27 protein-coding genes are annotated in these 26658 nt (G+C 57.8%); 8 read left to right on the forward strand and 19 right to left on the reverse strand.

Annotated elements, in window-relative coordinates; all coding sequences use genetic code 11:
* From L972_RS00370 to L972_RS00395, 6 genes are all read left to right on the forward strand, one after another.
* The coding region (locus L972_RS00370; RefSeq protein ID WP_041235196.1) for an NUDIX hydrolase at positions 1 to 450 on the forward strand (450 nt) is incomplete at its 5' end.
* 157 nt (positions 451 to 607) lie between these two features.
* On the forward strand, positions 608 to 1714 hold the full coding sequence (mnmA, locus tag L972_RS00375; protein ID WP_005353619.1) for a tRNA 2-thiouridine(34) synthase MnmA: 1107 nt from the start codon (positions 608 to 610) through the stop codon (positions 1712 to 1714).
* Between the two features lie 23 nt (positions 1715 to 1737).
* Complete coding sequence (gene hflD / locus L972_RS00380) at positions 1738 to 2352, forward strand: high frequency lysogenization protein HflD (protein ID WP_047434253.1); 615 nt, start codon at positions 1738 to 1740, stop codon at positions 2350 to 2352.
* A gap of 129 nt (positions 2353 to 2481) precedes the next feature.
* Positions 2482 to 3852, forward strand: coding sequence for an adenylosuccinate lyase (purB, locus tag L972_RS00385; protein WP_047434256.1), 1371 nt, complete (start codon positions 2482 to 2484; stop codon positions 3850 to 3852).
* Positions 3853 to 3991: 139 nt separating this feature from the next.
* On the forward strand, positions 3992 to 5122 hold the full coding sequence (locus tag L972_RS00390; protein WP_005353621.1) for a ribosomal protein uL16 3-hydroxylase: 1131 nt from the start codon (positions 3992 to 3994) through the stop codon (positions 5120 to 5122).
* Between the two features lie 183 nt (positions 5123 to 5305).
* Positions 5306 to 5719 (forward strand): hypothetical protein, encoded by a 414-nt coding sequence (locus L972_RS00395; protein ID WP_047434260.1) that lies wholly within the window; start codon positions 5306 to 5308, stop codon positions 5717 to 5719.
* A 109-nt stretch (positions 5720 to 5828) separates the two neighbouring features.
* Here L972_RS00395 and L972_RS00400 read toward each other — a convergent pair whose 3' ends face one another.
* Genes L972_RS00400 through pdxH form a run of 4 tightly spaced genes read right to left on the reverse strand, consistent with a single transcriptional unit; the run spans position 5829 to position 9310 of the window.
* Positions 5829 to 6368, reverse strand: a complete 540-nt coding sequence (locus L972_RS00400) for a GNAT family N-acetyltransferase (protein ID WP_047434263.1) — start codon at positions 6366 to 6368, stop codon at positions 5829 to 5831.
* 6 nt (positions 6369 to 6374) lie between these two features.
* Positions 6375 to 8015 (reverse strand): GNAT family N-acetyltransferase, encoded by a 1641-nt coding sequence (locus L972_RS00405; RefSeq protein ID WP_047434265.1) that lies wholly within the window; start codon positions 8013 to 8015, stop codon positions 6375 to 6377.
* On the reverse strand, positions 8015 to 8635 hold the full coding sequence (locus L972_RS00410; RefSeq protein ID WP_047434268.1) for a glutathione S-transferase family protein: 621 nt from the start codon (positions 8633 to 8635) through the stop codon (positions 8015 to 8017). Before L972_RS00410 ends, L972_RS00405 begins: the two co-directional genes overlap by 1 nt.
* A gap of 36 nt (positions 8636 to 8671) precedes the next feature.
* Entirely contained in the window at positions 8672 to 9310 is a 639-nt protein-coding gene (gene pdxH, locus L972_RS00415; RefSeq protein ID WP_042082460.1) for a pyridoxamine 5'-phosphate oxidase, read from the reverse strand.
* 314 nt (positions 9311 to 9624) lie between these two features.
* On the opposite strand from pdxH, the gene L972_RS00420 reads away from it, so the two are divergent.
* Positions 9625 to 10836 carry an RsmB/NOP family class I SAM-dependent RNA methyltransferase gene (locus L972_RS00420; RefSeq protein ID WP_047434271.1) on the forward strand — a complete coding sequence of 404 codons (1212 nt, stop codon included), beginning with the start codon at positions 9625 to 9627 and terminating at the stop codon, positions 10834 to 10836.
* 81 nt (positions 10837 to 10917) lie between these two features.
* Here L972_RS00420 and L972_RS00425 read toward each other — a convergent pair whose 3' ends face one another.
* From L972_RS00425 to L972_RS00450, 6 genes are all read right to left on the reverse strand, one after another.
* Complete coding sequence (locus tag L972_RS00425; RefSeq protein ID WP_047434274.1) at positions 10918 to 11301, reverse strand: RidA family protein; 384 nt, start codon at positions 11299 to 11301, stop codon at positions 10918 to 10920.
* A 69-nt stretch (positions 11302 to 11370) separates the two neighbouring features.
* A complete protein-coding gene (gene pflB / locus L972_RS00430; RefSeq protein WP_047434277.1) occupies positions 11371 to 13665 on the reverse strand; it encodes a formate C-acetyltransferase in 2295 nt (764 codons plus the stop codon).
* A 44-nt stretch (positions 13666 to 13709) separates the two neighbouring features.
* Positions 13710 to 15068 carry a propionate kinase gene (gene tdcD / locus L972_RS00435; protein WP_269428808.1) on the reverse strand — a complete coding sequence of 453 codons (1359 nt, stop codon included), beginning with the start codon at positions 15066 to 15068 and terminating at the stop codon, positions 13710 to 13712.
* Positions 15069 to 15124: 56 nt separating this feature from the next.
* Positions 15125 to 16456 (reverse strand): threonine/serine transporter TdcC, encoded by a 1332-nt coding sequence (gene tdcC, locus L972_RS00440; RefSeq protein WP_047434282.1) that lies wholly within the window; start codon positions 16454 to 16456, stop codon positions 15125 to 15127.
* Between the two features lie 11 nt (positions 16457 to 16467).
* Positions 16468 to 17472, reverse strand: coding sequence for a bifunctional threonine ammonia-lyase/L-serine ammonia-lyase TdcB (gene tdcB / locus L972_RS00445; protein ID WP_005334660.1), 1005 nt, complete (start codon positions 17470 to 17472; stop codon positions 16468 to 16470).
* 359 nt (positions 17473 to 17831) lie between these two features.
* Positions 17832 to 18176 carry a Grx4 family monothiol glutaredoxin gene (locus L972_RS00450; RefSeq protein WP_005353650.1) on the reverse strand — a complete coding sequence of 115 codons (345 nt, stop codon included), beginning with the start codon at positions 18174 to 18176 and terminating at the stop codon, positions 17832 to 17834.
* 288 nt (positions 18177 to 18464) lie between these two features.
* Here L972_RS00450 and sodB point away from each other — a divergent pair, with 288 nt between their 5' ends.
* The gene (gene sodB, locus L972_RS00455) at positions 18465 to 19049 is read left to right on the forward strand and encodes a superoxide dismutase [Fe] (RefSeq protein ID WP_005334664.1); all 585 of its coding nucleotides are present in this window, start codon (positions 18465 to 18467) and stop codon (positions 19047 to 19049) included.
* 112 nt (positions 19050 to 19161) lie between these two features.
* On the opposite strand, the gene L972_RS00460 is transcribed toward sodB, so the two are convergent.
* From L972_RS00460 to ccmB, 9 genes are all read right to left on the reverse strand, one after another.
* The gene (locus L972_RS00460) at positions 19162 to 19974 is read right to left on the reverse strand and encodes an MlaA family lipoprotein (protein WP_047434286.1); all 813 of its coding nucleotides are present in this window, start codon (positions 19972 to 19974) and stop codon (positions 19162 to 19164) included.
* Positions 19975 to 20059: 85 nt separating this feature from the next.
* Positions 20060 to 21328, reverse strand: coding sequence for a c-type cytochrome biogenesis protein CcmI (gene ccmI / locus L972_RS00465; RefSeq protein WP_047434289.1), 1269 nt, complete (start codon positions 21326 to 21328; stop codon positions 20060 to 20062).
* Positions 21325 to 21804, reverse strand: a complete 480-nt coding sequence (locus tag L972_RS00470; RefSeq protein ID WP_019444734.1) for a cytochrome c-type biogenesis protein — start codon at positions 21802 to 21804, stop codon at positions 21325 to 21327. The genes ccmI and L972_RS00470 overlap by 4 nt, the downstream gene beginning before the upstream one ends.
* 11 nt (positions 21805 to 21815) lie before the next feature.
* Complete coding sequence (locus tag L972_RS00475; RefSeq protein WP_047434292.1) at positions 21816 to 22346, reverse strand: DsbE family thiol:disulfide interchange protein; 531 nt, start codon at positions 22344 to 22346, stop codon at positions 21816 to 21818.
* Positions 22343 to 24298, reverse strand: a complete 1956-nt coding sequence (locus tag L972_RS00480) for a heme lyase CcmF/NrfE family subunit (RefSeq protein WP_047434295.1) — start codon at positions 24296 to 24298, stop codon at positions 22343 to 22345. Before L972_RS00480 ends, L972_RS00475 begins: the two co-directional genes overlap by 4 nt.
* An 82-nt stretch (positions 24299 to 24380) precedes the next feature.
* The gene (ccmE, locus tag L972_RS00485; RefSeq protein ID WP_047434298.1) at positions 24381 to 24872 is read right to left on the reverse strand and encodes a cytochrome c maturation protein CcmE; all 492 of its coding nucleotides are present in this window, start codon (positions 24870 to 24872) and stop codon (positions 24381 to 24383) included.
* Positions 24869 to 25075, reverse strand: a complete 207-nt coding sequence (gene ccmD / locus L972_RS00490; RefSeq protein WP_005353657.1) for a heme exporter protein CcmD — start codon at positions 25073 to 25075, stop codon at positions 24869 to 24871. The genes ccmE and ccmD overlap by 4 nt, the downstream gene beginning before the upstream one ends.
* A gap of 2 nt (positions 25076 to 25077) precedes the next feature.
* Entirely contained in the window at positions 25078 to 25818 is a 741-nt protein-coding gene (locus L972_RS00495) for a heme ABC transporter permease (RefSeq protein ID WP_005334687.1), read from the reverse strand.
* Between the two features lie 170 nt (positions 25819 to 25988).
* Positions 25989 to 26657: a heme exporter protein CcmB gene (gene ccmB / locus L972_RS00500; RefSeq protein WP_047434301.1), complete on the reverse strand. Its 669-nt coding sequence runs from the start codon at positions 26655 to 26657 to the stop codon at positions 25989 to 25991.
* Position 26658: the final 1 nt, after the last annotated feature.

Consider the following 26658-nt stretch of genomic DNA (forward strand, 5'->3'; position numbering starts at 1 on the left):
ATGGAGGCGCGCCTGACGGTCGCCGCCCTGGTGCAGTGGCAGGGGCGCTTTCTGGTGGTGGAAGAGGAGATAAAAGGCCAGCGCCGTTTCAACCAACCCGCCGGCCATGTGGAGCCGGGGGAAAACCTGCTTGAAGCGGCCTGTCGTGAGCTGAAAGAGGAGACGGGTCTGACCGCCACGCCGACCGCCTGGCTTGGTACCTATCTCTTCAAACCGGCCGACAGCGAGGCCACCTATGTGCGCACCGCCATCATCTTCGACCTTGAAAAAGCGCCGGGTCAGCACCATCCAGAGGATCCTGACGGTGATGTGCTGGCTTGCCACTGGCTCACTCTTGAAGAAATAGCTGAATGCAAACCGGCCCTGAGAAGCCCCTTGGTGTGGCAGTGTATTCAGGATTATCTGGCGGGGACACGGCTGCCGCTCTCGGCCCTCAAGGCCTTTATCTGAGGCCATTTGACACTCTTTTTCGGTGACAAAGGCCAACAACAGAAAAACGATTTCCTGCTATCAGGCTCCTGATGGGAACTGCGGCATGGATATGTGACCGGGGGCGCAAAACTCTGGTAGAATACGCCCCGTTTAAACGAACTGGTAACTTCGACTAATGACAGACAACAGCCAAATCAAGGTGATCGTCGGCATGTCCGGCGGCGTGGATTCTTCCGTCTCGGCCTACTTGCTCCAGCAGCAGGGCTATCAGGTCGAAGGCTTGTTCATGAAGAACTGGGAAGAAGACGACACGGACGAGTACTGCTCTGCCGCCCAGGATTTGGCTGATGCCAAGGCCGTCTGCGACAAGCTGGGGATGAAACTCCACACTATCAACTTCGCGGCCGAGTACTGGGACAATGTGTTCGAGCACTTCCTCGAAGAGTACAAGGCTGGCCGCACGCCAAACCCGGATATCCTGTGCAACAAGGAGATCAAGTTCAAGGCGTTCCTCGAATTTGCCGCCGAAGAGCTGGGTGCCACCTACATCGCCACCGGCCACTATGTGCGCCGTGACGACAGCACCGGCCGCCCGCGCCTGCTGCGCGGTCTCGATACCAACAAGGATCAGAGCTACTTCCTCTACACCCTGAGCGAGAAGCAAGTGGGTCAGAGCCTGTTCCCGGTTGGCGATCTGGAAAAGCCCGAGGTGCGCCGCATCGCCGAGCAGCTCGATCTCATCACCGCCAAGAAGAAAGACTCCACCGGCATCTGCTTTATCGGTGAGCGCAAGTTCAAGGACTTCCTGGCCAAGTTCCTGCCCGCCCAGCCCGGTAAAATCGAGACCGTGGATGGCAAGGTGATCGGCGAGCATCAGGGGCTGATGTATCACACCCTGGGCCAGCGCAAGGGGCTCGGCATCGGTGGTCGCAAAGATGCCACCGAAGAGGCCTGGTACGTGGTCGACAAAGAGGTCGAGCGCAACGTGCTGGTGGTGGCGCAGGGCGAACATCCCCGCCTCTACTCCGACGGTCTCATCGCCAGCCAGCTGCACTGGGTGGATCGCACTCCCATTCGCGAGCCGCGTCGTTGCACCGTCAAGACCCGCTACCGTCAGCAGGATATCCCCTGCCTGATCCAGCCCATCGACGACGAGACCATTCGGGTCATCTTCGACGAGAAACAGGCTGCAGTGACCCCGGGCCAATCCGCCGTCTTCTACGACGGGGAAGTGTGTCTGGGCGGCGGTATCATCGAACAACGTTTCAGCCATCCGGTTTGAATCCTTAACAGAAGGCAGCAGACGTGAGCGATAAATTCCAAGACAGAACCATGGCCTTTGCCGGCATCTGCCAGGCCGCGTATCTGGTGCAGAAGGTGGCCCGAGACGGCAGCTGTGACGAGGCCGCCCTGCGCGAGAGCCTCTCCAGCATTCTGGTGACCAACCCGAGCCAACCGCTCGAGGTGTTCAACAACACCCATCTGGCCATTCGCGACGGCTACCGTGCGCTGGTCGAGCAGCTGGGTGCCGACGGCAGCCAGAAGAATGCCGAGCTGACCCGCTACGTGGTAAGCCTGATTGCACTGGAGCGCAAGCTGGCCAAGCGCAAGGACATTCTCAACATGCTGGGTGAGCGGATCGGCCAGATCGGTCGCCAGCAACAGCACTTCGATCTGCTCGACGAGCAGATTTTGGCCAACATGGCGAGCATCTACAGCGATCTTATCAGCCCCATCGGGCCGCGCATCCAGGTGGCGGGTACCCCGCTGTTCCTGCAGCAGCCGCTGGTGCAGCACAAGGTGCGCGCCCTGCTGCTGGCAGGCATTCGTGCCTGCGTGCTGTGGCGTCAGCTCGGTGGCAGCCGCACCCAGATCATCTTCGCTCGCAAGAAGATGGTGGAGCTGGCCAAACGTTACTAATCATCGGCTCGCGCGCGGGCAAGCGAGGTCGACATCAGGGTGAACAGCCGCACATCCGCCTTGATGACAACTCAGCCCCACGCGCGAGTGGATACGGATCCCCCACACAAATCATCAGGAGTTCACCCCATGGAGCTGTCCGCGCTGACTGCTGTTTCCCCGATTGACGGTCGTTATGGCGACAAGGCCGATGCCCTGCGCCCTATCTTCTCCGAATTCGGCCTGCTGCGTTTTCGCGTCGAAGTCGAGGTGCGCTGGTTGCAAAAACTGGCCAGCCACGCCGGGATCCCGGAAGTCCCTGCCCTGAGCGCGGCCGCCAACGCCCTGCTCGATGGCATCGTCAGCAACTTCAACGAGAGTGACGCCGCCCGTATCAAACAGATCGAGCGCACCACCAACCATGATGTGAAAGCGGTGGAGTACTTCCTCAAAGAGAAAGTCGAAGTGAACCCGGAGCTGGCGGCTGTCAGCGAGTTCATCCACTTCGCCTGCACCTCCGAAGACATCAACAACAACTCCCACGGTCTGATGCTGAAAACCGCTCGCGAAGAGGTCATCAAGCCTTATTGCGAAAAGCTGATCAGCGAGCTCAAGCGTCTGGCTCACGAGTATCGTGACATGCCGCTGCTCTCCCGCACCCACGGTCAGCCTGCCACCCCGAGCACCATGGGCAAAGAGATGGCCAACGTCGCCTACCGTCTTGAGCGCCAGTTCAAGCAGATCATGGCGGTGGAGATCCTCGGCAAGATCAACGGTGCGGTCGGCAACTACAACGCCCACCTTAGCGCCTACCCGAATGTGGACTGGCACCAGTTCTCCGAGGAGTTCGTTACCTCCCTGGGTCTGACCTGGAACCCCTACACCACCCAGATCGAGCCGCACGACTATATCGCCGAGCTGTTCGACGCCATGGCCCGCTTCAACACCATCCTGATCGACTTCGACCGTGATGTGTGGGGTTACATCTCCCTGGGTCACTTCAAGCAGCGCACCATCGCAGGCGAAATCGGCTCCTCCACCATGCCGCACAAGGTCAACCCCATCGACTTCGAAAACTCCGAAGGCAATCTGGGTCTGGCCAATGCCGTGTTCCAGCATCTGGCGAGCAAGCTGCCTATCTCTCGCTGGCAGCGTGATCTCACTGACTCGACCGTACTGCGCAACCTGGGCGTGGCGGTGGGTTACTCCCTGATTGCCTATCAGGCGACCCTCAAGGGCATCTCCAAGCTGGAAGCCAACGACGCCGCCATGGCCGCCGATCTGGATGCCAACTGGGAAGTGCTGGCCGAGCCGATCCAGACCGTGATGCGCCGCTACGGTATCGAGAAGCCCTACGAGAAGCTCAAGGAACTGACCCGTGGTCGCCGCGTCGATGCCGAAGGGATGCGTACCTTTATCGACACCCTGGAGTTGCCGGAAGCGGTCAAGGTTGAGCTGAAGAAGCTGACCCCGGCCAACTACATCGGTGACGCCCAGCGTCTGGTTGATCTGCTGAAGTAAGCCAACCGGCAGTGACGAAGGGGCCCTGTGCACGATATGCCACAGGGCCCCTGTTATTTTCCCTGCCACGGCAGGATCCCGAGTGGCTTTTCCCAAGCCTGCCTTGGGCAAAACCTCTTTGCGAGACACGAGAAACAGCATGTACGAACTCAATCTGGATATCGCTCACTTCCTCGAGCACTACTGGCAGAAGCGCCCGCTCCTTATCAAGGGTGGCTTCAAGGACTTTCAGGATCCCATCAGCCCGGATGAGCTGGCGGGTCTGGCCATGGAAGAGGTGGTCGAGTCCCGCCTCGTCACCCGTTTCGACGGCAAGTGGGATGCTGCCCACGGCCCCTTCGAATCCTACGACCATCTGGGCGAAGAGAACTGGACCATTCTGGTACAGGCTTGCAACCACTGGGCTCCCGAGGTGAACGAGCTGGCGGTGCCGTTCCAGTTCATCCCGGGCTGGCGCTTTGACGATGTGATGGTGAGCTTCTCCACCCCCCATGCGGGTGTCGGCCCCCACATCGACAATTACGATGTGTTTATCACCCAGGGTCTGGGCAAACGCCACTGGCGAGTCGGCGATGCCAAGCCGCTCAACGAGTTCGCCGCCCACGCCGCACTGCTGCACTGCGAGCCGTTCGAGGCGATCATCGACGTCATCATGGAGCCGGGTGACATCCTCTACATTCCGCCCGGATTCCCCCACGAAGGCTACGCCATCGAGCCCTCCATGAACTTCTCGGTGGGTTTCCGCGCACCGGATGCCAAGGCGCTTATCTCCTCCTTTGCCGATCACCTGATCGACAACGAGGTGCGTACCGAGCGTTACGGCGATGCCGACCTCAAGCCCCGTGCCCGTCACGGCGAGATCCAGCCCCACGAGCTGCACCGTCTGCGCGAGCTGATGCAGCAGGCTCTCGATGACGAGACCCTGTTCAAGGAGTGGTTCGGCACCATGATCTCCGAGGCCAAGCACGATCTGGACGTCAATCCGGTGGAGCCGGACTACAGCGCCGAGGAAGTGGCCGACCTGCTGACCCAGGGCGAGCCAGCCATCAAGGTGCCGGGTCTGCGCACCGTCTGGTTTAGCGGCGAAAGCCAGCAGTGCTTCATCGACGGCGAAGCCTGGACCCTGCAGAGCGAAGACGCGGCCGCCATTTCGCTGTTGTGTGACAAAGACATCATCACTCAAGCCGATATGGTGGAGCTGGCCGATCAGGCCGGTTTCCTGCAACTGCTGACCCGTCTGGTCAACCGCGGGTACTGGTTCTTCAACTGATCCAGCGATGACTGAACGACAAAAAGGCGCCTTATGGCGCCTTTTTTGTCACTCAGATACGGTTCAATTAACAATCGATGCGCGAAACTGAACCCACTCTTGATGAACCGACAAGTGGTGATTTATTGAGCTAACATGGATGGGTATCATGCGTCCGTCCCTGTTCACAAGAGAAGCGCCACCATGCAAATCACCTCCCGGCCCATGCCGCTGCCCGATTACGGCAAATACCCCTCCTCTCCGGCTGTCACACCCGAGCAGGTCAGTCAGGCCCGTAACGAAGCACTGACCAAGAAGGATGAATTGCAGGCACAGAGCGAAGAGAAAGCAACGGCTCGCAGAACCCTGGCGGTCTCTTATACGGCTAACCAGCAAGATAAAGCCGTGGTGGAGCGCTACCCGGAGGCCAGCGGTCAGGAAAGCGACAGCAAGTCGGGCCCGAGCACGGCTGAACTCTATCAGGCGGCCAATCGCAACCAGCGCCAGCAGAATCTGAGCGACTACATGCAATTCCAGCAGAGCCCGCTCGCCCAGCAGATGGGTGACATGGTGGGCGAAGATAATCGCAAGGGCACCCAGCTCGACATCATTGCCTGAGCCAATTTGCTCGAATAAGCCCGGCAGGGACTGATATAAACTGAAAAAGCCCTCAATGAGGGCTTTTTCGTTATGGCATGTCGCTGCGACTTCTCGTTATAACGTCTCGCTATAAATGGGACACTTCTGCCTGCGCGTCCGGCAGCTCGTCGGGAAGTTCATCAAACAGGGGGTGATAGAGCACCTCCCCCTGCACTCCCGCAAACCCCCCTTCCTGCAACTCCATCGCCATAAAGCAGTCGGCAGGCACCTCATAGATGCAGTGGAGGCCAAACTCGCTAGCCGAGCGGAAACCGAAACGGCTGTAATAGGCCGGATCCCCGAGTACAACCACCCCTTTCCAGTCCATCTCGAGCGCCGTATCAAGCCCTTCACGGATAAGATCCGAGCCAATCCCCTGGCCTTGCCAGTCGGGATGAACCGCGACCGGCGCCAGACCGAGCCAGGGCCCTTCCATGCCGTTAATGGTGATCGGGCTTAGCATCAGGTGCCCCATGAACTCGTACTCTTCCTCTTCGACCATGGTCACTACGGCAGCACCACATTCGCGCAGGCGGTTGACCAGTTCGGCCTCATCGGAACGACCGAAGGCGGCACTCAGCAGCTCATAAACCGGCAGCATGTCACCGGGGCGCTCGGTTCTCAACATCAGGTATTACTCCTCGTACAGCAGAGCGGGCATTATTCCACACAACGGCTGGTCATTCTGAGTACCTTTGTCCAAAAATGGGAGGGTGCACTCAGGAAAACGAGCGGCAAACTGCTGCTGCAAGGCGGTTAGCGTCGCCGGGGTGACCCTGTTCATCGCCTCGCGGTAGGCCAGCCAGAGGGCGGGAGCCTCCCGCGCCAACCGCTCAAAGGTCAGTTCGGGCGTTTGATGCCAACAGCCATCCAGCTCGTCGACCAGCTCCGGCAGCTCCACCAGCAGCCGTAACTGCTGATAGCGTATCTGCGGCGAGTCACCGTTGCCGCCCAGCGCCTGCGCAATCAATTGGTTGAACCAGTGGAGCCGTGATGCGCGCTCCTCGCGGCTGAGCAGATCGGGCCCCTGACGCTGCAGCGCGGCCAGTTGCAGCAACCATGCCAGTCCCTGTTCATCCCTGTCTTTCAGCAAGACGCCGCCAAGATGGGACAACTGCTCCGGTTCGGCCTGCTCCAGCAGATCGACGGGATAACAGTGCAGCGCCAGCAACCACTCAAGATGCGGCGGGCAGCGCAGAAAACAGGGCTTCTCCCCCGCGCCCCTCTCATCCACAAAGAGCGATATAGCCAGCTTGCCGTTGGTACTCTGCCGATCCAACGTTACAGGATCCCACAGGATCACCACGGCGATCCGCTCATCTGCCAGCCAGCGGGAAATTTCCTCGCGCAAGGGGTCGGGTAAGGAGGGTGCGCGATCCAGTCGCCAGTAGCTCACGTCACACGGCTGGCGACCACTGATATGGCGCCGCCCGCGATAGTGCATCCCCACTTTTGCCATCACCCGGCCGGAGGCTAAATTGTCTGGCATATGGCGAGCCGTCAGCGCAGGCAGTTGCAGTTGGTCAAAGGCGAACCCCTTGACCAAGCCAGCGGCCCGAGTAGCCAGACCGCGATTTTGCCAGGGCACGCCCACCCACCAGGCGAGCTCGCCATTCCAGTGCAGGGAGATCACCCCAAGCAACGCCGCACCTTGCTCCTCTGGCAAGGTGATGGCCCAGCTCCAGCCAAGGCCAAGCGCCGCCTTGCGCCAGCTGAGGGCCAGCCAGTCGCGGGCCCCCTCCGGCGGATAGGGATGAGGAATATTAAGGGTGTAGCGGGCCAGCGCCTCGTCGCTGCAGTAGCGCACGATCTCGCGATCATCGTCAGCCTGCAGTGGTCGCAGCTCGACGCCTGATAGCGGATGATCCTCAGCCAGAGTCGGCACCGTCACGCGACGCGCCAGCAGGCGATTGAGCACGGCGCCCAAATCGGCCTCGGGGGTGAGCGGCAAGTCAGCCCCCACAGGGCCAAGGGTGAGCAGTCCCTGCTCCCTGGCGAGGGTCAGCAGCGAGGTGGAGGCACTGATCAGGATCTGGCAGCTGGGATCAACATGAAAATCCGCCAGCAGATCCCCATCGAGCCAAGCAGCCAGTAGGGCCCCCGGGCAGAGCACACCGTCAGGAGGGCTGCTCGCCCAGGGTGCATCGGTTTGATCGAGGGCGGCCGCCGCCTCTTTGCCGAGCAGCAGGTGCCAGCAATGACCTTGCTGCTGCCAGTGCTGCAACAGCGCAGCCCACTGCGGTTGCCACAGACTGGCCTCGATCAGCAATTCCATCAGCTGGCCTGACAGGCCACTGGCAGCGTCAGATGGCGGGGATGGGCTTCGATACGGGCGATCCAGCTACGGATAGCAGGCCACCCCTGCAGGGAGAAGATCCCCTCCTCTGCCACGTGGGTGTAGGCATAAAGGGCGATATCGGCGATGGTAGGCGCATCACCGCACAGGTAGGGGCTCTGTTTCAGCTGCTGCTCCATTACCGCCAGCGCCTTCTCGCCACCGGCTTTCAGACCGTCGAGCCGCGCCTCCTGCGACTCGGGTCGGCCGAGATAGTGAACGATAAAGCGGGCCACCGCGATGTAGGGCTCATGGCTGTACTGCTCGAAGAACATCCATTTGAGCACCTCGGCCTGCTGGCGCGGATCGGTTGGCCACAAGGTGCTACCTTGCGCTTGCGCCAGAAAGAAGAGGATGGCATTGGATTCCGCCAGCGTATCGCCCTGGCCAATCTCCAGCACCGGGATCTTGCCGTTGGGGTTCATGGCCAAAAATGCGGGGGTACGGGTATCCCCCGCCTGAATATCGACCTCTACCCACTCAAGGGGCAGCTCCAGCCAGCGAGCCAGCAGCCACACCTTGTAACAGTTGCCGGAACGCAGATCACCATACAGACGCATACACACTCCTTGTGAAAACAGATTTGAATAGCGCGCTCAGGGAGCCAGACGCTCGATATGCCAGCCATCCCCGTCGCGGGTGTAGTAGAAGCGGTCGTGCAGCCGGTGCTCGCCCCCCTGCCAGAACTCCACCGTCTCGATCACCACCCGGAATCCGCCCCAGAAGCTCGGCAGCGGCACTTCGCCATTGGCAAACTTCTGCTTGAGCTCGAGGAACTTGGCCTCCAGCACGCCGCGGGCCGAGATGCGGGTCGACTGCTTGGAGACCCAGGCAGCGATCTGGCTATCCTTGGGACGGCTGTGGAAATACTTCATCACCTCGAAGGTGCTCATCTTCTCCACCCGGCCAGTCACATGAACCTGTCTGTCCAGCGTGTGCCAGGGGAAGAGCAGGCTGATACGGGGATTGCCTTCCAGCTGCTGCGCCTTGCGACTCCCCATGTTGGTGTAAAAGACCATCCCCTGGGCGTCGTAGTGCTTGAGCAGCACGGTACGCTGCCAGGGCTGACCATCGGCATCCACCGTCGCCACAACCATGGCGGTGGGATCGGTCAATTTGGCTTCACAGGCCTGCGCCAACCACTTCTCGAACAGCTCGAGGGGCTCGGCCGGCAGATCGGCCCGGTGCAGCCCGCCACGGGAGTATTCACGGCGCAGATCAGCAACATCCATCATCTTGATTTTCCTTCAAATAAATAATGGTTCCACGACCATCAAGAGAGTGACGCAGGCATTGTGCTCCGCTCATCTTCCAGTGACAAGCCATAACGCAGCCGAGCACTCCACCGCAGAACAGATAACACTTCGGCAGTTGCTCTTGCCAATTTTCAGACGTAGTCACAGTCAAAAAGGGAATCACACTCGACCACACTTTATATATCTACCTTGCACCGCATGACCCTTACACCTATCATTGCGCCGGTTTATCTGTTTTAGAATCATCCACAGCTACTCGGATGGTTCATCTTTATCTGGCCAAGGTTAATCTCATGCTCAAATCCCCACTGTTGCCCCGTTTCGGGGATCTGGTCGTTGCCATTGTTGACGATGTGCTCGGTCAGGGTCTTACCCTCGACCGCGCCTATGCCCGTCACTTCTCCGGCATCGAACTCAAACCGCAAGAACAGGCAAGGATTGCCCTGGTCACCGGCGACCTGCTGCGCCGTCTCAGCCTCTATTGTTTCCTCACCGGTATTCAGGTGCGTCAGGCCGAAAAGAATGTCTGGCCGCTGCTGCACAGCTGGCATGCCTTCCACAAAATTGCCCAGCCCAACCACCCGACCCTGGATCGCTTCAATGAAGAAGCATTCCGCCGCCGTCTGACCGAGGCGAAGAAGAACCCGGTATTGATGGATGGTTGCCCGAGCTGGTTGGAGAAACTGGGTAGCGAGCAGCTGGGTGAAGCCTGGCCTGCCGAGCGTGCCGCCCTGGCCTGGATGCCCAAGCGTTACCTTCGGGTCAACACCCTCAAGTGCACCCGTGATGAGCTGCAGGCCATGCTGGCCAAAGAGCAGGTCACCACCATTCCGGTTGAAGGTGTGGAGACAGCCCTGCAGGTCACCTCCGACGCCGCCCTGTTCCGTACCAAGGCCTTCGCCGATGGTTGCTTCGAACAGCAGGACGCTGGCTCCCAGCTGGTTGCTGCTGCGCTGGAAGTTGCCCCAGGCATGCGCGTTATCGACGCCTGCGCCGGTGCCGGTGGCAAGACCCTGCATATCGCCGCCATGATGCAGGGCAAAGGCCGCCTGCTGGCGATGGATGTGGAAGAGTGGAAGCTGGAGAACCTCAAGCAACGCGCCCGTCGCGCCGGTGCCCACAACGTGGAGACCCGGGTCATCACCAGCAGCAAGACCGTCAAGCGCCTCAAAGAGAGCGCCGACCGCGTACTGCTTGACGTGCCCTGTTCCGGTCTTGGCGTACTCAAGCGCAATCCGGATGCCAAGTGGCGTGATACCGCCGAGCGTCTGCCGGTGCTGGTCGCGCTGCAAGAAGAGATCCTGCAGCGTTACAGCCAGATGGTGAAGGTGGGCGGCCTGCTGGTCTATGCAACCTGCTCCATCCTGCCCGAGGAAAACCGTCAGCAAGTGGACAAGTTCCTCGCCGCCAACGAGAACTTCCGTCTACGTGACGATCACACCGTGAGCCCGTCCGAGACCGGCTTCGACGGCTTCTACATGGCTCGTATCGAACGGATCGCCTGATCTGCCCGATGACCATATAGACAAAAGCGGCTGCCATTGGCAGCCGCTCTGTTTTGGCTTGCTGACACACTCCCGATGGGGTTACAGCGCAGCAATCGCCTCTATCTCAATCTTCACATCCTTCGGTAACCGAGCCACTTCCACGCAGGAGCGCGCCGGATACATGGCATCGTGCTCGGTGAAGAAGTCGTTGTAGACCTGATTTACCGCAGCAAAGTCGTTCAGATCCGAGACAAACACCGTGGTCTTGAAGATGTTGCGCACCTCGCCGCCTGCCGCCTCGACAATCGCCTGTACGTTTTGCAGCGAGCGCAGGGTCTGCGCTTCGATCCCCTCCACAACGTCGCCGCTCACCGGGTCCAGCGGGATCTGACCGGAGGTGTATAGGATGTTGCCAATCCGGGTGGCCTGCACATAGGGGCCGATGGCGCTCGGCGCCGCCTTGGTAGTGATAACCTGTCGCATCTGTTACTTCCTCGTGCTGACAAACAAAAAGTAGGCCCGGAGCAAGCCTGCTCACCCCGGGCATGAGAGCTACATCATGTTGGTGAAGGTTCTGGAGATGACGTCCTGCTGCTGCTCGCGGGTCAGGGCGTTGAAGCGCACCGCATAACCGGAGACCCGGATGGTCAGGCTGGGGTACTTGTCCGGATTGTCGATGGCATCCAGCAGCATCTCGCGATTCATCACATTGACGTTGAGGTGCTGACCCCCTTCCACATCCCGCTCATGATGGAAGTAGCCATCCATCAGCCCCACCAGATTGCTCTCGCGATTGGCCGGCTCCTTGCCGAGCGCCCCCGGCACGATGGAGAAGGTGTAGGAGATCCCGTCCTTGGCGTATTTGAACGGCAGCTTGGCCACCGAGGCCAGCGAAGCGACCGCCCCCTTGCGATCCCGACCGTGCATCGGGTTGGCTCCCGGTGCAAACGGGGCACTGGCGCGGCGGCCATCCGGGGTGTTGCCAGTCTTCTGGCCATAGACCACGTTGGAGGTGATGGTCAGGATCGACTGGGTCGGTACCGCATTGCGGTAGGTCGGCAGCCCCTGGATCTTCTTCATGAAGCGCTCGACCAGATCGCAGGCGATGGAGTCGGCCCGCTCATCGTTGTTGCCGTACTGGGGATACTCCCCCTCAATCACGAAATCGACCGCCAGCCCGTCAGCATCGCGCACCGGCTTGACCCGAGCGTACTTGATGGCCGCCAGCGAATCGACCGCCACTGACAGACCGGCAATGCCGCAGGCCATTGTGCGATAGACGTCGCGATCGTGCAGCGCCATCAGCGAGGCCTCATAGCTGTACTTGTCGTGCATGTAGTGGATCAGGTTCAACGCGCTGATGTACTGCACCGCCAGCCAATCCATAAAGCTGTCGAGGCTGGCCATGACAGTGTCGTAATCCAGCACCTCGTCCATGATGGGCGCCACTTTCGGGCCGACCTGGATCTTCAGCTTCTCGTCCACCCCGCCGTTGATGCAATAGAGCAGGGTCTTGGCCAGGTTGGCGCGGGCACCGAAGAACTGCATCTGCTTGCCGATCACCATGGGGCTCACGCAGCAAGCGATGGCGTAGTCATCGCTCTCGAAGTCGGTGCGCATCAGGTCATCGTTTTCATACTGCAGGGATGAGGTATCGATGGAGACGCGGGCCGCATAGGTCTTGAAGGCTCGCGGCAATCCTTCTGCCCAGAGGATAGTGAGGTTGGGCTCGGGCGCCGGCCCCATGGTCTTGAGGGTGTGGAGGTAACGGAAGGAGTTCTTGGTCACCAGGGTGCGACCATCCAGCCCCATGCCACCGATCACCTCGGTCGCCCAGATGGGGTCGCCGGAGAAGAGGGAGTCAAACTCGGGGGTACGCAGGAAACGTACCATGCGGATCTTCATGATGAAGTGATCAACCAGCTCCTGGGCATCCTGCTCGCTGATAAGCCCCGCCTTAAGATCCCGCTCGATATAGATGTCGAGGAAAGTGGCAGTACGACCGAGGGACATGGCCCCGCCATTTTGCGACTTCACCGCCGCCAGATAGGCAAAGTAGAGCCACTGCACTGCCTGCTGCGCCGTGCGTGCTGGCCCTGAGATATCGAAGCCGTAGTTGGCCGCCATCTGCTTGATCTGCACCAGTGCCCGCTTGTGCTCGGCCAGCTCCTCGCGCTGGCGGATCACCTGCTCCAGCAGCTCTCCCCGCTCAAGCGCCGGTTGCAGATCGGCAAACTGCAGCTCCCGCTCACGGATTAGATAATCTATGCCATAGAGCGCGACCCGACGATAATCTCCGATAATGCGACCACGGCCGTAACCATCCGGCAAACCGGTCAAAATTCCTGATTTTCGGCAGCGCAACATCTCGGGAGAGTAGACGTCGAACACTCCCTGGTTATGGGTTTTGCGCAATTCGCTGAAGGTATATTCAAATTCGGGATCCATCTCCCGGCCATATGCTTCAAAAGAGCTGCGGATCATATTTACGCCGCCAAATGGATGCAGTGCTCTTTTAAGGGGCTTGTCGGTTTGCAGGCCAACGATTTTTTCCAGCCCCTGCTCGATATAACCCGGCCCGTGGGCGGTGATTGTGGTGGCAATATTGGTATCAAAATCAACGGGCGCGTGGGTGGCATTCTCGATGCGGATCCCCTCCATCACCTTGTTCCATAAAGTGGTGGTCGCTTCGGTCGCATCTGCTAAAAACTGTTCGTCACCTTCATAGGGGGTGTAGTTCTGCTGGATAAAATCACGGACGTTGATCTCGTGCTTCCAGTTTTCACCGGCAAACCCTTGCCATGCCTGACGGAATTTATCCTGATCCAATTGCATATCAACTTTCATCAAATAAACCTCATTCACTACTCATGACACTACAGTGGAAGATGTCAGACGCACTCGGCCTGACGAACCTGCTGCCCCAGACGAATGGCATCCAGCGCGATCATTTTCTCTTCATTGGTGGGAATAACTGCCGCCAGCACCATGGACTCTGCCGCCGAAATTACCCGGCAGCCCTCGCTATTGGGACGCTGGTTAAACGGCTCGCTGATCGCTACGCCAAATACCTGAAGCCGTTCGCATACCAGCTTTCTGATAAAGGCCGAGTTCTCGCCGATCCCGCCGGTGAAAATAACGGCATCCATCCGGCGCAATGAGGTGGCATGGCCGCCGATATGGCGGGCAATACGGTGGACAAAGGCGTGGATCGCCAGTTTCGCGCCGGGGTGCCCTTCGTGATAAGCAGCCTCCAGTACGCGCATATCGGAAGAGAGGCCGGAAATACCGAGCAAACCGGAGTGCTTATTCAATATCCGTTCGATATCCTCGATGGATTGCCCCGTCTTGCTGGCGATATAGGCCAGCGCACCAAAGTCGATATCACCGCTGCGACTGCCCATAATCAGCCCCTCCAGCGGGGTCATCCCCATCGAGGTATCGACGCTCTTGCCATCCTGTACCGCACAAATAGAGGCGCCATTGCCCAGATGGGCGATGACCAGACCGGCATGCTGCTCATCCAGCCCCATAAATACGCAAGCCTGCTCGGCGACATAGCGATGAGAGGTGCCATGGAAGCCATAACGGCGCACACCGTAATCCTGCAAATATTGATAAGGCAGCCCATAGATATAGGCTTCCGGCTTGAGGGTCTGGTGAAAGCCGGTATCAAATACCGCAATTTGGGGTTGTGTCGGAAATAGCTGACGAGCCGCCATCACACCGCTCAGATTGGCGTGATTGTGCAGGGGGGCCAAGGGTGACACCTGCTTTATTTTGGCCAAGACATGTTCATCAATGATCACGGCTTCGCTAAATTCACTGCCACCATGCGCAATCCGATGACCAATCAGCACAATCGAATCCAGCAGATCGCGCTTGTTCAATTCAGCCGCAATGGCAGCCAATGCACAGGTGTGGTTATTTTCAGGTAATGACATAGCGGGCTCTTTACCCACTTGCAATTGGGGATGGGCCGTCTCAATACCATCCGCCATACCGGATATCACCACCTCACAGGATTGACTCTCCAGTACCGAGAATTTGACCGACGAAGAGCCGCAATTGATAACCAGAACCAACGAATCAAACTTCATTACATCGCCTCGATATTTATGATGTCGAGTCACTGCAGTCAGAACATATTTACCACTGTTTGTGGTGGCCAAATAACGGATAGTCTTGCCCTGGGCCCAAATAATTGGACCAACCAAGAACCGGTTATTGCGCGCTTCTGACTGCGCCATGCAGACCCCGCCAAGAGGTCAGGGTCTGAATGGCTGATGACTTGCAGAAAAGGTTTTCAGAACAGCTTGGAAACAATATTCAGGATGGTCAGCACACCGATGATGGTGACAAACACGTTGCTGGCCTGGCCTTTATATTTGGCCAGCGCAGGTGTCTTGCTCACCGCATACATCGGCAGCAGACAGAGCAGGGAAGCGATGATCGGCGCCCCCATTGCCTCAATCAGGTCGAGGATGTTGGGGTTCACATAAGCGACCAGCCAGGTCGAGCCCATGATGAACAACATACTGACCATGTTGAGTTTTTTACTGGAAACCTTGCTCTTGTCGCCCTGGTAGCCAAAGCGGAGGATAAGGCCGTTCAACCCTTCCAGCGTCCCCAGATAGTGGCCGAAGAAGGATTTGAAGATGGCAACCAGCGCAATGATGGAAGCGGCATACTCCAGGGTGGTGGCAAATGCAGACTTGCTGCCAGCCAGCGAGGAAAAGTGGTTGGCCAGATAGGAGAGCACCGGAATATTCTGGGCCTTGGCTTCCGCCATATTTTGCGGCGACAGGGTAAAGAGGCAGCTGAAGGCAAAGAACATCACCACGGCCACCATCAGCATGCTGGCACCGGAGATAATCTTCGAGCAGCGCTTCTCGGTAAAATCGCGACCGAACTCCTGCTCATACTCTTCCCGTTTGGAGACGATGAAAGAGGAGACAATCGGCGAGAAGTTGAAGGAGAAGACCATGATGGAGATCCCCAACCAGACGGTGACCAGAATACCGTCGTGACCAAACATCGATATCTCGCTCAGATTGACCTGATCAAAGACGGCACTGTTCCAGTACGGAACGAGGGAGAGAGAGATAACCACCAGACTGGCGATGAAAGGAAATACCAGATAGCTCATCACGCGAACCATCAGATCCTTGCCGAAATAGATCACGAAGGCCATCAACAGCAGCAACCCAAGGGCGACAACACCCCGATTGAGCGGCGCCATTTGCAACTGATGCTCCCAGAATGCCATGAAGGTATTGGTGATTGTCACACCATATATCCAAAGCAGTGGGCAGATGGCAAAGAAATAGAGGAAGGTAATTACCACCCCGCCCATTTTACCAAAATGCTCTTCAACGGTCTCGGTAATATTTGCCGATGGATTGCTGCCAGAAAGACATAATCTGGCCAACGCCCTGTGGCAATAAAATGCAATGGGGTAAGCCAGCACCAACATGATTAATATTGGTATCAGGCCACCATATCCGGCCCGAATGGGGAAAAATAGAACACCTGCACCGATCGCTGTACCAAATAGACCGAGTCCCCAGGTTGTATCCGACTTACGCCATGCTTTAACACTCTCTTTACTGCTGCTAACGACACTATCCAATATCATGACTGTATTCCTTACAGGCTAAATTGACGGATATTGTTCTGTTCGATAATTTCGGCGATTCGGGTCAGGTCAATATTGCCACCCGAAATAATGCTGACGGTCTTTTTGCCTTCGACATAATGTTTCAGTTTGCCACTGAGCAGCGCTGCCGAGGCCAAAGCTCCCGCCCCTTCGGTAATCACCTTGTTGCGCTGAATAAGGTCAACCATGCTATGACGAATATCATCCTCGGTGACCAGTACAATATCATCCACCAATTGTTTGACGATTTCGAAGGTCAGTGAACCGGGTCTTGCCACATCACAGCCATCGGCCAGCGTGCTGCTGGTTCTGTGATTGGTCATGGTACCGGCATAGAAAGAGGCCGCCATACCGTGCACATTCTCGGATTGCACACCAATCACCTTGATGGTCGGATTAATAGATTTGATAGCCATGGCAACACCGGCAATCAAACCACCACCACCGATCGGCACGATGATGTTATCGACATCATACAAATCTTCGATAATTTCCAGGCCAATGGTGCCCTGGCCGGCAATCACTTTTGCATCGTCGAAGGGGGGGATAAATACGCGGCCTTCCATCTCCACGATTTCGCTAACTTTGGCAATGGTGTCATTGAAGCTATTTCCATGAAGGATCACTTTGGCTGAATAGTCACTGGTTGCAGCAATTTTTGATTTGGGGGCACAGCAAGGCATGACCACCTTGGCATCAATTCCCAACATAGCACTGGAGAGTGATACACCTTGGGCATGATTGCCCGCCGAGCAGGCGACAACACCTTTTTGTCGGTCTTCCAGACTTAATGAACTGAGTTTGTTGAAGGCACCACGAATTTTAAAAGAGCCTGTACGTTGCATGTTTTCAAGCTTGAGGTAAACCTCGCCATGGCAACGTTCGCTGATGTAGTTAGAGGGTAGTTGCGCGGTCTTGTATATATGATTGGTCAGTCTTTTTTTGGCTTCAGTAATATCATGAAGACCAATGGGCAGATTGCTATACATCTTCATCGCAAATCTCTTTTTATTTATTAATTTGTAGGGTTTTATTTCACAGGGCGAAGCGATACTAGGTTCTATCACTTGCAATTAATGTGAGCATAAACACAAAAAAATCTACAAAGAGACTGCGTTACGGTGAAATTATCAAAAAATGTGATGGCAGCAACACTTGAATCCAAATGGATTAAAAAAAGTAATCATATATTGGCAAACAATATAATTAACAACTCCAAAACAAAGCCGTAAAGATTAGATTTTTCAGGGCAATTGCGTTGCTTTTTGCAACCGGCAATCAGTTGCTTGCCTGCCAGAACCGGGACAATAAAAAAGGGAGCCTATAAGGCTCCCTCTCGACAACACAGAACCGATTACTCGGCTGCAGCATCATCTTTCTTGTACTTGGCAGCAGTCTCTTTGATCAGAGCCTGCAACTCGCCAGCCTGGAACATCTCGATCATGATGTCACAGCCACCGATCAGCTCACCTTCAACCCACAGTTGGGGGAAGGTCGGCCAGTTGGCGAATTTTGGCAATTCGGCGCGGATATCCGGATTCTGCAGGATATCAACGTAGGCAAACGGCTCGCCGCAGGACATCAGAGCCTGGGAGGCCTGGGCAGAGAAGCCACAGCTGGGTAGCTTGGGGGAGCCCTTCATGTAGATGATGATGGGGTTGTCAGCCAGCTGCTGCTTAATCTTTTCAATAGTTTCCATAGGTGCCTCACTAGAGCGATTTCGGCGGCCATTCTACTGCAATCTTGCCCGAGCACAAACTGACAAAGGGGTGACCCGGCTCGAATTGTGCAAAGAACCCACACAGGATTGATCGCGATCATGGCGCCAATCAAGAGTTGTTAGGCCATCTTTGATACTGCTACAATCCCTTGGCTTTGGGCTACCCAGCCCCATCATTTTAAAAACAACTCTTTTCACATATAGAAAAGAGTACGCAATGTCTTGCAACCGTCGCCTTCGCACGGTCCAGCCAATGGAGAGTAGAAAATGGCATTCGAACTTCCCGCTCTGCCCTATGCAATCAACGCTCTGGAACCGCACATCTCCCAGGAAACTCTGGAATATCACCACGGCAAGCACCACAACACCTACGTGGTCAACCTGAACAATCTGGTGCCGGGTACCGAGTTTGAAGGCAAGTCTCTGGAAGAGATCATCAAGACCTCCAACGGCGGCATCTTCAACAACGCCGCCCAGATCTGGAACCACACCTTCTACTGGCACTGCCTCTCCCCGAATGGCGGTGGCGAGCCGACTGGCGCCCTGGCTGATGCCATCAACAAGGCATTCGGCTCCTTCGCCGAGTTCAAAGATGCCTTCACCAAATCAGCCATCGGCAACTTCGGTTCCAGCTGGACTTGGCTGGTGAAGAAAGCTGACGGCTCTCTGGCTATCGTCAACACCTCCAACGCTGGCTGCCCGCTGACTGAAGCCGGTACCACCCCGCTGCTGACCGTTGACCTGTGGGAGCACGCCTACTACATCGACTTCCGCAACCTGCGTCCGAAGTACATGGAAACCTTCTGGGCTCTGGTTAACTGGGAATTCGTGGCCAAGAATCTGGCTGCCTAAACAGCCTCGCTTGCCAAAACGCCCCGCACTGCGGGGCGTTTTTTTATCTCGATATGGCTGCGTAAATGAATAAGGCGCCCGCAGGCGCCTTTTACATATCGAGATAGCCCATTTACTGGTCCAACTCGTCCATATATTCATCCAGATTGGCATCGTCGGCCTGCTCTTGCTGAGACGCTTTCAGCTCGGTCTGCTTGCCCGTCACCTTGCCCTGGTTATATTGCAGGTAGAAATCCTTGGTCAGCGCATAAGGATCGAGGGAGTTGTCGATGATCCGCTCCTGATCGATCAGCTTGGCACGTGTGCCCAAGCCATCCAGCGCCCAGTGTGCGACCTTCATCGGGAAGGTCAACAGGGCATAGGGGAAGTAGAAGCTGTCAATCGCATCGCCAACCAGCTCACGGGTGGTGGTCGGGCCGTAAACAGGCACCATGATGTAGGCACCATTACCGATATCGGCCCTGCCCAGCACTGTGTCCATCTCCAGCTTGTTACGCTCGAGGCCGGCATGTTTGGCCACATCGAAGATACCCAGCAGACCGACCGTGGTGTTGAGGGTAAAGCGCCCCAGGTTGGTGCCTGCCCCTTTCAAATCACCGGTGATCAGATGGTTCACCATGCTGCTTGGCTCATCAAAGTTGGCAACAAAGTTGGCAATGCCATCCTTCACCCCGACCGGAATGTAGCGGGCATAGGCATGTACCACAGGACGTGCCACATAGGGTTCCAGCACATCATAGTTGACCGCCCACATGGCCCGGTTGGCCCCCTGGAAGGGATCGCGCGGATCGGCCGCCGTACTGGTGGCTCCCGGATTATTCATGCCGGGATTGAGCTCCAGACTCTCTGGGCCAGGCTTGGGTGGGCCACCGGCACAGCCAGCCAGCAAGAGGGCTGCCAGTATGGCCCCTGAACGAAGATACATATGATTGTCCTGACGTTTTATTTTGATTTATCAGAAGTATAGATAACCCGGCTCCTATCCAGGAGCCGGGTTATCCAAAGGCATATTAGAGGGCGTGATCGATGCGGATGTCAATCGGAGCAGCAGGGATCTCGGCCGTCTTGACCGACACGGATACCCCTTCGAAGGCTCCTTCCTTGTTCATCACATTGCCACCGCGCGAGAGACGTGCCTTGAACTGCAGCTCCGGATAGGCCGCCAGTTTGCTGCCTTCCATCATGGCATCGCCATCCCCGAGTGACAGGGTTACAGGCAAGGTTGGCCCTGCGATACGCTTCACGGCGATAGGCATGGGTGGCCCGTTGGGCACCACGGCAAAGACGAAGAGATGGGCATCTTCCGGCATCTGAATGCCCGCCGCCAACGTGACGTGGATGGGGAATTCCCCCTTCTTCACCGCCAGCGGTTGTCCCTCAACTGCGCCCGCTTTGGCTGCGCCTGAATTCGTCACCTCGATGCCGCGCTGCTTGAGCTGCGCGCGGGCATACTCCATGGAGCGCTCGACCATCACGTAACGGGGGGTACCTTTCTCCATCAGTGGCAACATCGCCTGCCAGCGAGCCAGCGCGGTCTGGAAGTCCTCTTTTTGCAGCGCCATAAAGGCATAGACAGAGCGCGCCTCGACATTGTCCGGATCCTGCGCGATAGCAGCCTGCAACAGGGCATCCGCTTGCGCCTCATCCCCCGTCATCATCAGCGCCTGCGCATAGGGCACCGCCACCAGCGATTTCTGGGGGGCAAGCGTGTAGGCCCGCTCCAGCGCCTCGCTGGCCATCTCGGGATCATTGCCATCCAGCGCCAAACGTCCCAGCAGCAGCCAGCCGCGGTAGTCGTTCGGTTCATCCTTGAGGCGGGTACGCAGTGCCAGCGTGAAATCCAGCAGATCCTGCTCGGTCACCTTGGCATCCCGCTCCACCAAAATGCGGTTGCTCAGCTCGCCAAGACGGCTGCTGGCATCTTGCCAGCGACTCACCTCTTGCCATGAGCCCAACTTGTAGTAGAGCCCCAGACTCACCACCAACAGCACCAGCACACCCGGGATCCAGATCAGACTCTTGCCACTGCGGGCAGTCTGCTCCACATCGGGAATATCATCCAAGAGGCTTCGTTGCAGCTCGACCAGCGAGTCGGACTCCTCAGCCAGGACACCCTGCTCGCGCTCTTCGCCAATCTCCAGCAGCCGCTGGCGATAGAGCTGTTTGTTGAGCGCCGAGCGACTGATGCTCTGTTTGCCTTCACCACGCCACAGCGGCACGACGAGCGCCAGACTCACCAGCACCAGCAAGCCCGCAATCACTATCCAAAAAGCGGTCATTGTTTCTCTTCCTCTTTGAGCAGCTCGGCCAGTCGGCGCTGCTCCTCCTCGCTCAGGGCGTTATCCAGTTGTTTTTTCACCGCAGGGGACCGGCGACTGCGCATCACGACCACGGCGCCACCGATCAGGATCACCAGCAGCGGACCAAGCCAGAGGATCAGGGTGGAGGCCATCAGGGGCGGGTTATAGAGGATAAAGTTGCCGTAGCGGGCCACCATGTAATCCACGATCTCCTCTTTATCCTTGCCCTCACGCACCATCTGGTAGGTCTTGTCGCGCAGATCCTTGGCCAGCCCTGCATTGGAGTCAGCGATATCCTGGTTCTGACACTTGGGGCAGCGCAGCTCCTTGGTCAGTTCGCGAAAGACCTGCTCCTGATTGTCGTTGTCGAAGGTGTAGACATCGATAGCGGCCATGGCCGGCGCTTGCACCACCCATCCCAGCAACAGCAGCAGGGAAGCAATAAATACTCTCATCAGGACTCCCCTCACTTCATGGCATCAAAGATGGGTTTGAGGGTCGACGCCCAGTTCTCGGGGTTGATATCCCCCACGTGGCGATACCGGATGATCCCCTTGCTGTCGATAAAGAAGGTCTCCGGTGCGCCATATACCCCGAGATCCAGCCCCAGCATGCCGTCCGGATCATAGAGGTTGACCTGATAGGGGTTGCCCAGCTCCGCCAGCCATTTGATCGCCTTGTCGCGCTCATCCTTATAGTTCATGCCGATGATGGGAATACCCTGCCCCGCCAACTGTTTGAGGTAGGTGTGCTCGCCATAGCAGGTGGGGCACCAAGTGGCCCAGACGTTGAGCAGCATGGGGCGACCGGTCAGGATACTGCGATCGTGCTGTTTGTTCAGATCGTAAATGTCCTGCAGGGTGAACACCGGCACATCTTTGCCCACCATCACGGACTCAAGCTTGGTGGGATCGGAGTAGAGCCCTTTGAACAGGAACACCGCCCCCAGCAAAAAGACGATAAAGGGGATTAAAAACAACCAGGTCTTTTTGTTCATGCCTTGGCCTCCTCCTCACGACGGCCGAAACGATAACGCTTGTCGAGCATCGCCAGCACGCCACCGATAGCCATAAAGACGCCGCCGAACCAGATCCAGCGCACGAACGGCTTGTAGTAGATCCGCACCGCCCAGGCTCCGTTGTCGAGCTGTTCCCCCAGCGCCGCATAGAGATCGCGGGTGATACCGGCATCGATGGCCGCTTCGGTCATCGGCATCCGGGTCACTTTGTACATCCGCTTTTCGGGCTTGAGCAGGGCGACCTGCTTGCCATTCTTGTGCACTTCCAGCACGCCCTTGAAGCCATCATAGTTGGGGCCGTTCTTCTCCTTGATCCCGGCAAAGACGAACTCGTAATCGGCAAAGTGCACTCGATCACCCGCCTGCATTCGCAGATCCTTTTCGATGCTGTAGTTCTGGGTGCAGGCGATACCAATGATGCTGACTGCCAGCCCCACATGGCCTAGGATCATGGCCCAATGGCTGTTGCCAAGCTTGCGCACACCGACTGCAAAGCTGTGCTTGTGGGTAGCCCGCGCCCAGGTCTCCTGCACGCTGGTGACGATGATCCAGGCCCCCAGACCAATCCCTACCGCCGCCCACGGCTTGAAGGTTTCGGCAAAGAGCAGCGGCAACAGCAAGGCTGCGGCCAGACTCAGCACCAGTGCCACGACCACCTTGCTTTTGAGTTCCCCCAGCTCCTGACGACGCCAGCGAAACAGCGGGCCAACCCCCAGCAGCAGGGCAAACGGGATGATCAGCCAGCTGTAGATGTGGTTGAAGAAGGGAGTACCGATAGAGATGCTCCCCAGCCCCAGCTCCTTGTGCACCAGCGGCAGCAAGGTACCGAGCAACACGGTCAGCAGACCCGCCACCAGCATGATGTTGTTGCAAAGCAGCAGGGTCTCGCGGCTCCACAGCTCGTGTTTGCCGTGGCTCTTCACCTGCGAGCCTTTGAAGGCAAACAGCAGCAAGGATGAACCGATCACCGCCAGCAGGAAGCCGAGAATAAACAGGCCACGGGTCGGGTCGGAGGCAAACGCATGCACCGACACCAGCACGCCGGAGCGCACCAGGAAGGTACCCAGCAGGCTCAGCGAGAAGGCTGACAGGGCCAGCAGCACGGTCCACGCCTTGAAGGTGGCACGCTTCTCGCTCACCGCCAGCGAGTGCAGCAGAGCGGTACCCGCCAGCCAAGGCATGAAGGAGGCGTTTTCTACCGGATCCCAGAACCACCAGCCGCCCCAACCAAGCTCGTAGTAAGCCCACCAGGAGCCGAGCACGATACCGAGGGTCAGGAATACCCAGGCCGCCATGGTCCAGGGGCGCGACCAGCGGGCCCAGGTCGCATCGAGACGGCCGGTCATCAGCGAAGCAATGGCAAAGGCAAACGCCACCGAGAAGCCCACATAACCCATGTAGAGCATCGGCGGATGGAAGATAAGACCCGGATCCTGCAGCAGCGGATTGAGGTCACGACCATCTACCGGAAAATAGGGCAAGGTGCGGGTGAAGGGATCGGAGGTGAACAGCACGAAAGCAGTGAAGCCGACCGAGATCAGCCCCAACACGCCGAGTACCCGAGCCACCGCATCGAGCGGCAGACGGCGGCTGAATATGGCTACCGCCGCGGTCCAGCCACCCAGGGTCAGTACCCACAGCAGCAGGGAGCCTTCGTGGGCGCCCCATACGGCGGAAATGCGATATGCTAGCGGCAGCAGGCTGTTGGAGTTAGTGGCCACATACTGCACGGTGAAGTCGTTATCGATAAAGGCCCAGGTCAGGCAGAGAAACGACAGCAGCAGCAGCAAGAACTGGGCATAGGCGAGCGGACGGGCCGCCGACATCATGCCAAGACGCCCCCAACTGGCGCCCAGCAGCGGGTAGCTACCCAGAAGCAGGGCGGTGGCAAAGGCCAGGATCAGCGCAAACTGACCTAATTCCGGGATCATGAAGGCATTCCTTTCAATTGAACGGTGACAACAGCCGCACCACGCACGGCAGGCAAAGCGGAAAAGGCAAACACCACAGGGATCACTGCTTGGCTCCCTTCAACTGCGCCTCGGTATACTCCGGCTTGAAGTGCATACCGTTGGTGGCATCGGCCACTTCCGGCGGCATGTAGTTCTCATCGTGCTTGGCCAGCACCTCGAACGCCTCTACGGTCGTGGCATCCTTGAGGGTGCCCTGGGCAACAATCCCCTGCCCTTCACGGAAGAGATCCGGCAGGATGCCGTCAAACTCGACCGTCACCAGATGACCGCCGTTATCCACCAGCTTGAAGGCAACCTTGAGGCTCTGGGGATCCCGCTGTACCGATCCCGGCACGACCAATCCACCGATGCGCAGGCGCTGTCCCTCTTCCGGCTTGATCTTGTCCGGCCCCTTCCCCTCCACCAGCTCGCTCGGGGTGTAGAAGAGGTCGATATTCTGACTGAGGGCGTAGAGCACCAGCCCGCAGACGGTCGCCAGACCCAGAGTAATGGCCAGAATGATGGTGAGGCGTTTTTTGCGTCTCGGGTTCATAGGGTGTTCTCCATCTGCTGGGCCGCCTTGCGACGGGCCTCACGCGCCTGTTTGCTGCGCAACTCGGCGAGCAGGCTGCGGGTTTTCATGCGGGTAGAAATGATGATGCCGACCAGACACACCAGCGTCAGGCCAAAAGAGAGCCAGACATAGAAGGCGTAACCGCCCATCGCCATAAAATCACTGAAAGAGGCAAAGTGCATGCTTACTTCTCCTGCTCTGCAATCTCTTTGACCCAGGGGCGATGCCACTCCCGCATCAGGAGTTCATTACGAAAACGCATCAGGGTCAGGGCCCCGAGAAACGCGGCAAACGCCAGGATCATGATCAACAGCGGCCAGAGCATCTCGGGTGAAATGGAGGGTTTGTCAAATTTGGTGATGGTGGCCCCCTGATGCAAGGTGTTCCACCACTCCACCGAGTAGTGGATGATCGGCAGGTTGATCACCCCAACCAGTGCCAGAATGCCGGCCGCACGGCCAGCGACCACCTTGTCGCTGAAGGCGTTGTAGAGAGCAATCACGCCGAGGTAGAGAAACAGCAGGATCAGTTCAGAGGTGAGCCGCGCATCCCACACCCACCAGGTTCCCCACATGGGCTTGCCCCAGGCGGCACCGGTAAAGAGGGCAATAAAGGTAAATACAGCGCCGACCGGTGCAATGGCTGCAACAGTCATGTCCGCCATCCGCAGTTGCCACACCAGGCCGATAAAAGCGGCCACCGCCATGGTGGAGTAGGCTCCCATGGAGAGAATGGCGGAAGGTACGTGGATATAGATGATCCGGAACGAATCTCCCTGCTGGTAATCCGCTGGCGCAAACGCGAGGCCCCAGACAGTACCGATCACAAACGAGAGCAGACTAATCACCGCAAACCAGGGCAACAGCGTGCCTGCCAGCTGATAGGCACGCTCCGGTTTGGCATAAGGGTGCAACCATTTCCACATAGCTCACAAAACCTTTTTGTTATTAATCGTTTGGCGAGGCCTACCATACCGACCGCAGGGCAGCATCAAATACCCCGAAAGCAATAAGCGGCACTCTCCTTGATCCATCGCAACATTATTTTTTGCAAAAAGACCCCATTTGGAGCCAAATTCAGTTCAGCTCACGGCCATCAGTTGAGGCTGACCCGCAACGCCGCCGACACAGCCAGCGGCGTCAGTGTCAAAGCCCCCACCAGCATGGCGGCCAGAATGGCAAGCTGCCCGCCATAGGGCAAGCTCATCCCCGCGGCATCGATGGCTGAGGTGGCAAAAATCAGTACCGGAATATAGAGCGGCAGGATCAGCAGACTAAGCAGCACCCCGCCTTTGCGCAGTCCCACCGTCAACGCGACCCCGACCGCGCCGAGCAGGCTCAATACAGGAGTGCCCAGTGCCAGCGTCGCGACGACAGCCAGATAGGTGTGCATATCCAGCGACAGCAAAATCGCCAGCAAGGGAGAGAGCAGCAGCAGCGGCAAGCCGGTCAGCAGCCAGTGAGCGACCACTTTCGCCAGCGCCAGCAAGCCCAGCGGGTGCGGCATCAGCATCATCTGCTCCAGCGCGCCATCGGCAAAGTCGTCGCGAAACAGTCGCTCCAGCGACAGCATGGCCGCCAATAGCGCCGCTACCCAGATAATCCCCGGGGCAATACGGGCCAGCAGTTTGGGCTCCGGGCCAATCCCTAACGGAAACAGGGTGATGACGATGAGGAAAAACCAGAGCGGGTTGAGAATATCGGAACGCTGGCGCAGAGCCATCAGCAGTTCACGGTGAATAAGGTGCATAACAGCGCGCAACATG

This window comes from Aeromonas sp. ZOR0001, assembly GCF_000801015.1.
Taxonomy (GTDB): domain Bacteria; phylum Pseudomonadota; class Gammaproteobacteria; order Enterobacterales; family Aeromonadaceae; genus Aeromonas; species Aeromonas veronii.

Excerpts from the sequence above, each read along its gene's own strand:
- mnmA (WP_005353619.1), top strand. The coding sequence starts at position 608 with ATGACAGACAACAGCCAAATCAAGGTGATCGTCGGCATGTCCGGCGGC.
- purB (WP_047434256.1), top strand. The coding sequence starts at position 2,482 with ATGGAGCTGTCCGCGCTGACTGCTGTTTCCCCGATTGACGGTCGTTAT.
- L972_RS00390 (WP_005353621.1), top strand. The coding sequence starts at position 3,992 with ATGTACGAACTCAATCTGGATATCGCTCACTTCCTCGAGCACTACTGG.
- L972_RS00395 (WP_047434260.1), top strand. The coding sequence starts at position 5,306 with ATGCAAATCACCTCCCGGCCCATGCCGCTGCCCGATTACGGCAAATAC.
- L972_RS00400 (WP_047434263.1), bottom strand. The coding sequence starts at position 6,368 with ATGTTGAGAACCGAGCGCCCCGGTGACATGCTGCCGGTTTATGAGCTG.
- L972_RS00405 (WP_047434265.1), bottom strand. The coding sequence starts at position 8,015 with ATGGAATTGCTGATCGAGGCCAGTCTGTGGCAACCGCAGTGGGCTGCG.
- L972_RS00410 (WP_047434268.1), bottom strand. The coding sequence starts at position 8,635 with ATGCGTCTGTATGGTGATCTGCGTTCCGGCAACTGTTACAAGGTGTGG.
- pdxH (WP_042082460.1), bottom strand. The coding sequence starts at position 9,310 with ATGATGGATGTTGCTGATCTGCGCCGTGAATACTCCCGTGGCGGGCTG.
- L972_RS00420 (WP_047434271.1), top strand. The coding sequence starts at position 9,625 with ATGCTCAAATCCCCACTGTTGCCCCGTTTCGGGGATCTGGTCGTTGCC.
- L972_RS00425 (WP_047434274.1), bottom strand. The coding sequence starts at position 11,301 with ATGCGACAGGTTATCACTACCAAGGCGGCGCCGAGCGCCATCGGCCCC.
- pflB (WP_047434277.1), bottom strand. The coding sequence starts at position 13,665 with ATGAAAGTTGATATGCAATTGGATCAGGATAAATTCCGTCAGGCATGG.
- tdcD (WP_269428808.1), bottom strand. The coding sequence starts at position 15,068 with ATGGCGCAGTCAGAAGCGCGCAATAACCGGTTCTTGGTTGGTCCAATT.
- tdcC (WP_047434282.1), bottom strand. The coding sequence starts at position 16,456 with ATGATATTGGATAGTGTCGTTAGCAGCAGTAAAGAGAGTGTTAAAGCA.
- tdcB (WP_005334660.1), bottom strand. The coding sequence starts at position 17,472 with ATGAAGATGTATAGCAATCTGCCCATTGGTCTTCATGATATTACTGAA.
- L972_RS00450 (WP_005353650.1), bottom strand. The coding sequence starts at position 18,176 with ATGGAAACTATTGAAAAGATTAAGCAGCAGCTGGCTGACAACCCCATC.
- sodB (WP_005334664.1), top strand. The coding sequence starts at position 18,465 with ATGGCATTCGAACTTCCCGCTCTGCCCTATGCAATCAACGCTCTGGAA.
- L972_RS00460 (WP_047434286.1), bottom strand. The coding sequence starts at position 19,974 with ATGTATCTTCGTTCAGGGGCCATACTGGCAGCCCTCTTGCTGGCTGGC.
- ccmI (WP_047434289.1), bottom strand. The coding sequence starts at position 21,328 with ATGACCGCTTTTTGGATAGTGATTGCGGGCTTGCTGGTGCTGGTGAGT.
- L972_RS00470 (WP_019444734.1), bottom strand. The coding sequence starts at position 21,804 with ATGAGAGTATTTATTGCTTCCCTGCTGCTGTTGCTGGGATGGGTGGTG.
- L972_RS00475 (WP_047434292.1), bottom strand. The coding sequence starts at position 22,346 with ATGAACAAAAAGACCTGGTTGTTTTTAATCCCCTTTATCGTCTTTTTG.
- L972_RS00480 (WP_047434295.1), bottom strand. The coding sequence starts at position 24,298 with ATGATCCCGGAATTAGGTCAGTTTGCGCTGATCCTGGCCTTTGCCACC.
- ccmE (WP_047434298.1), bottom strand. The coding sequence starts at position 24,872 with ATGAACCCGAGACGCAAAAAACGCCTCACCATCATTCTGGCCATTACT.
- ccmD (WP_005353657.1), bottom strand. The coding sequence starts at position 25,075 with ATGCACTTTGCCTCTTTCAGTGATTTTATGGCGATGGGCGGTTACGCC.
- L972_RS00495 (WP_005334687.1), bottom strand. The coding sequence starts at position 25,818 with ATGTGGAAATGGTTGCACCCTTATGCCAAACCGGAGCGTGCCTATCAG.
- ccmB (WP_047434301.1), bottom strand. The coding sequence starts at position 26,657 with ATGTTGCGCGCTGTTATGCACCTTATTCACCGTGAACTGCTGATGGCT.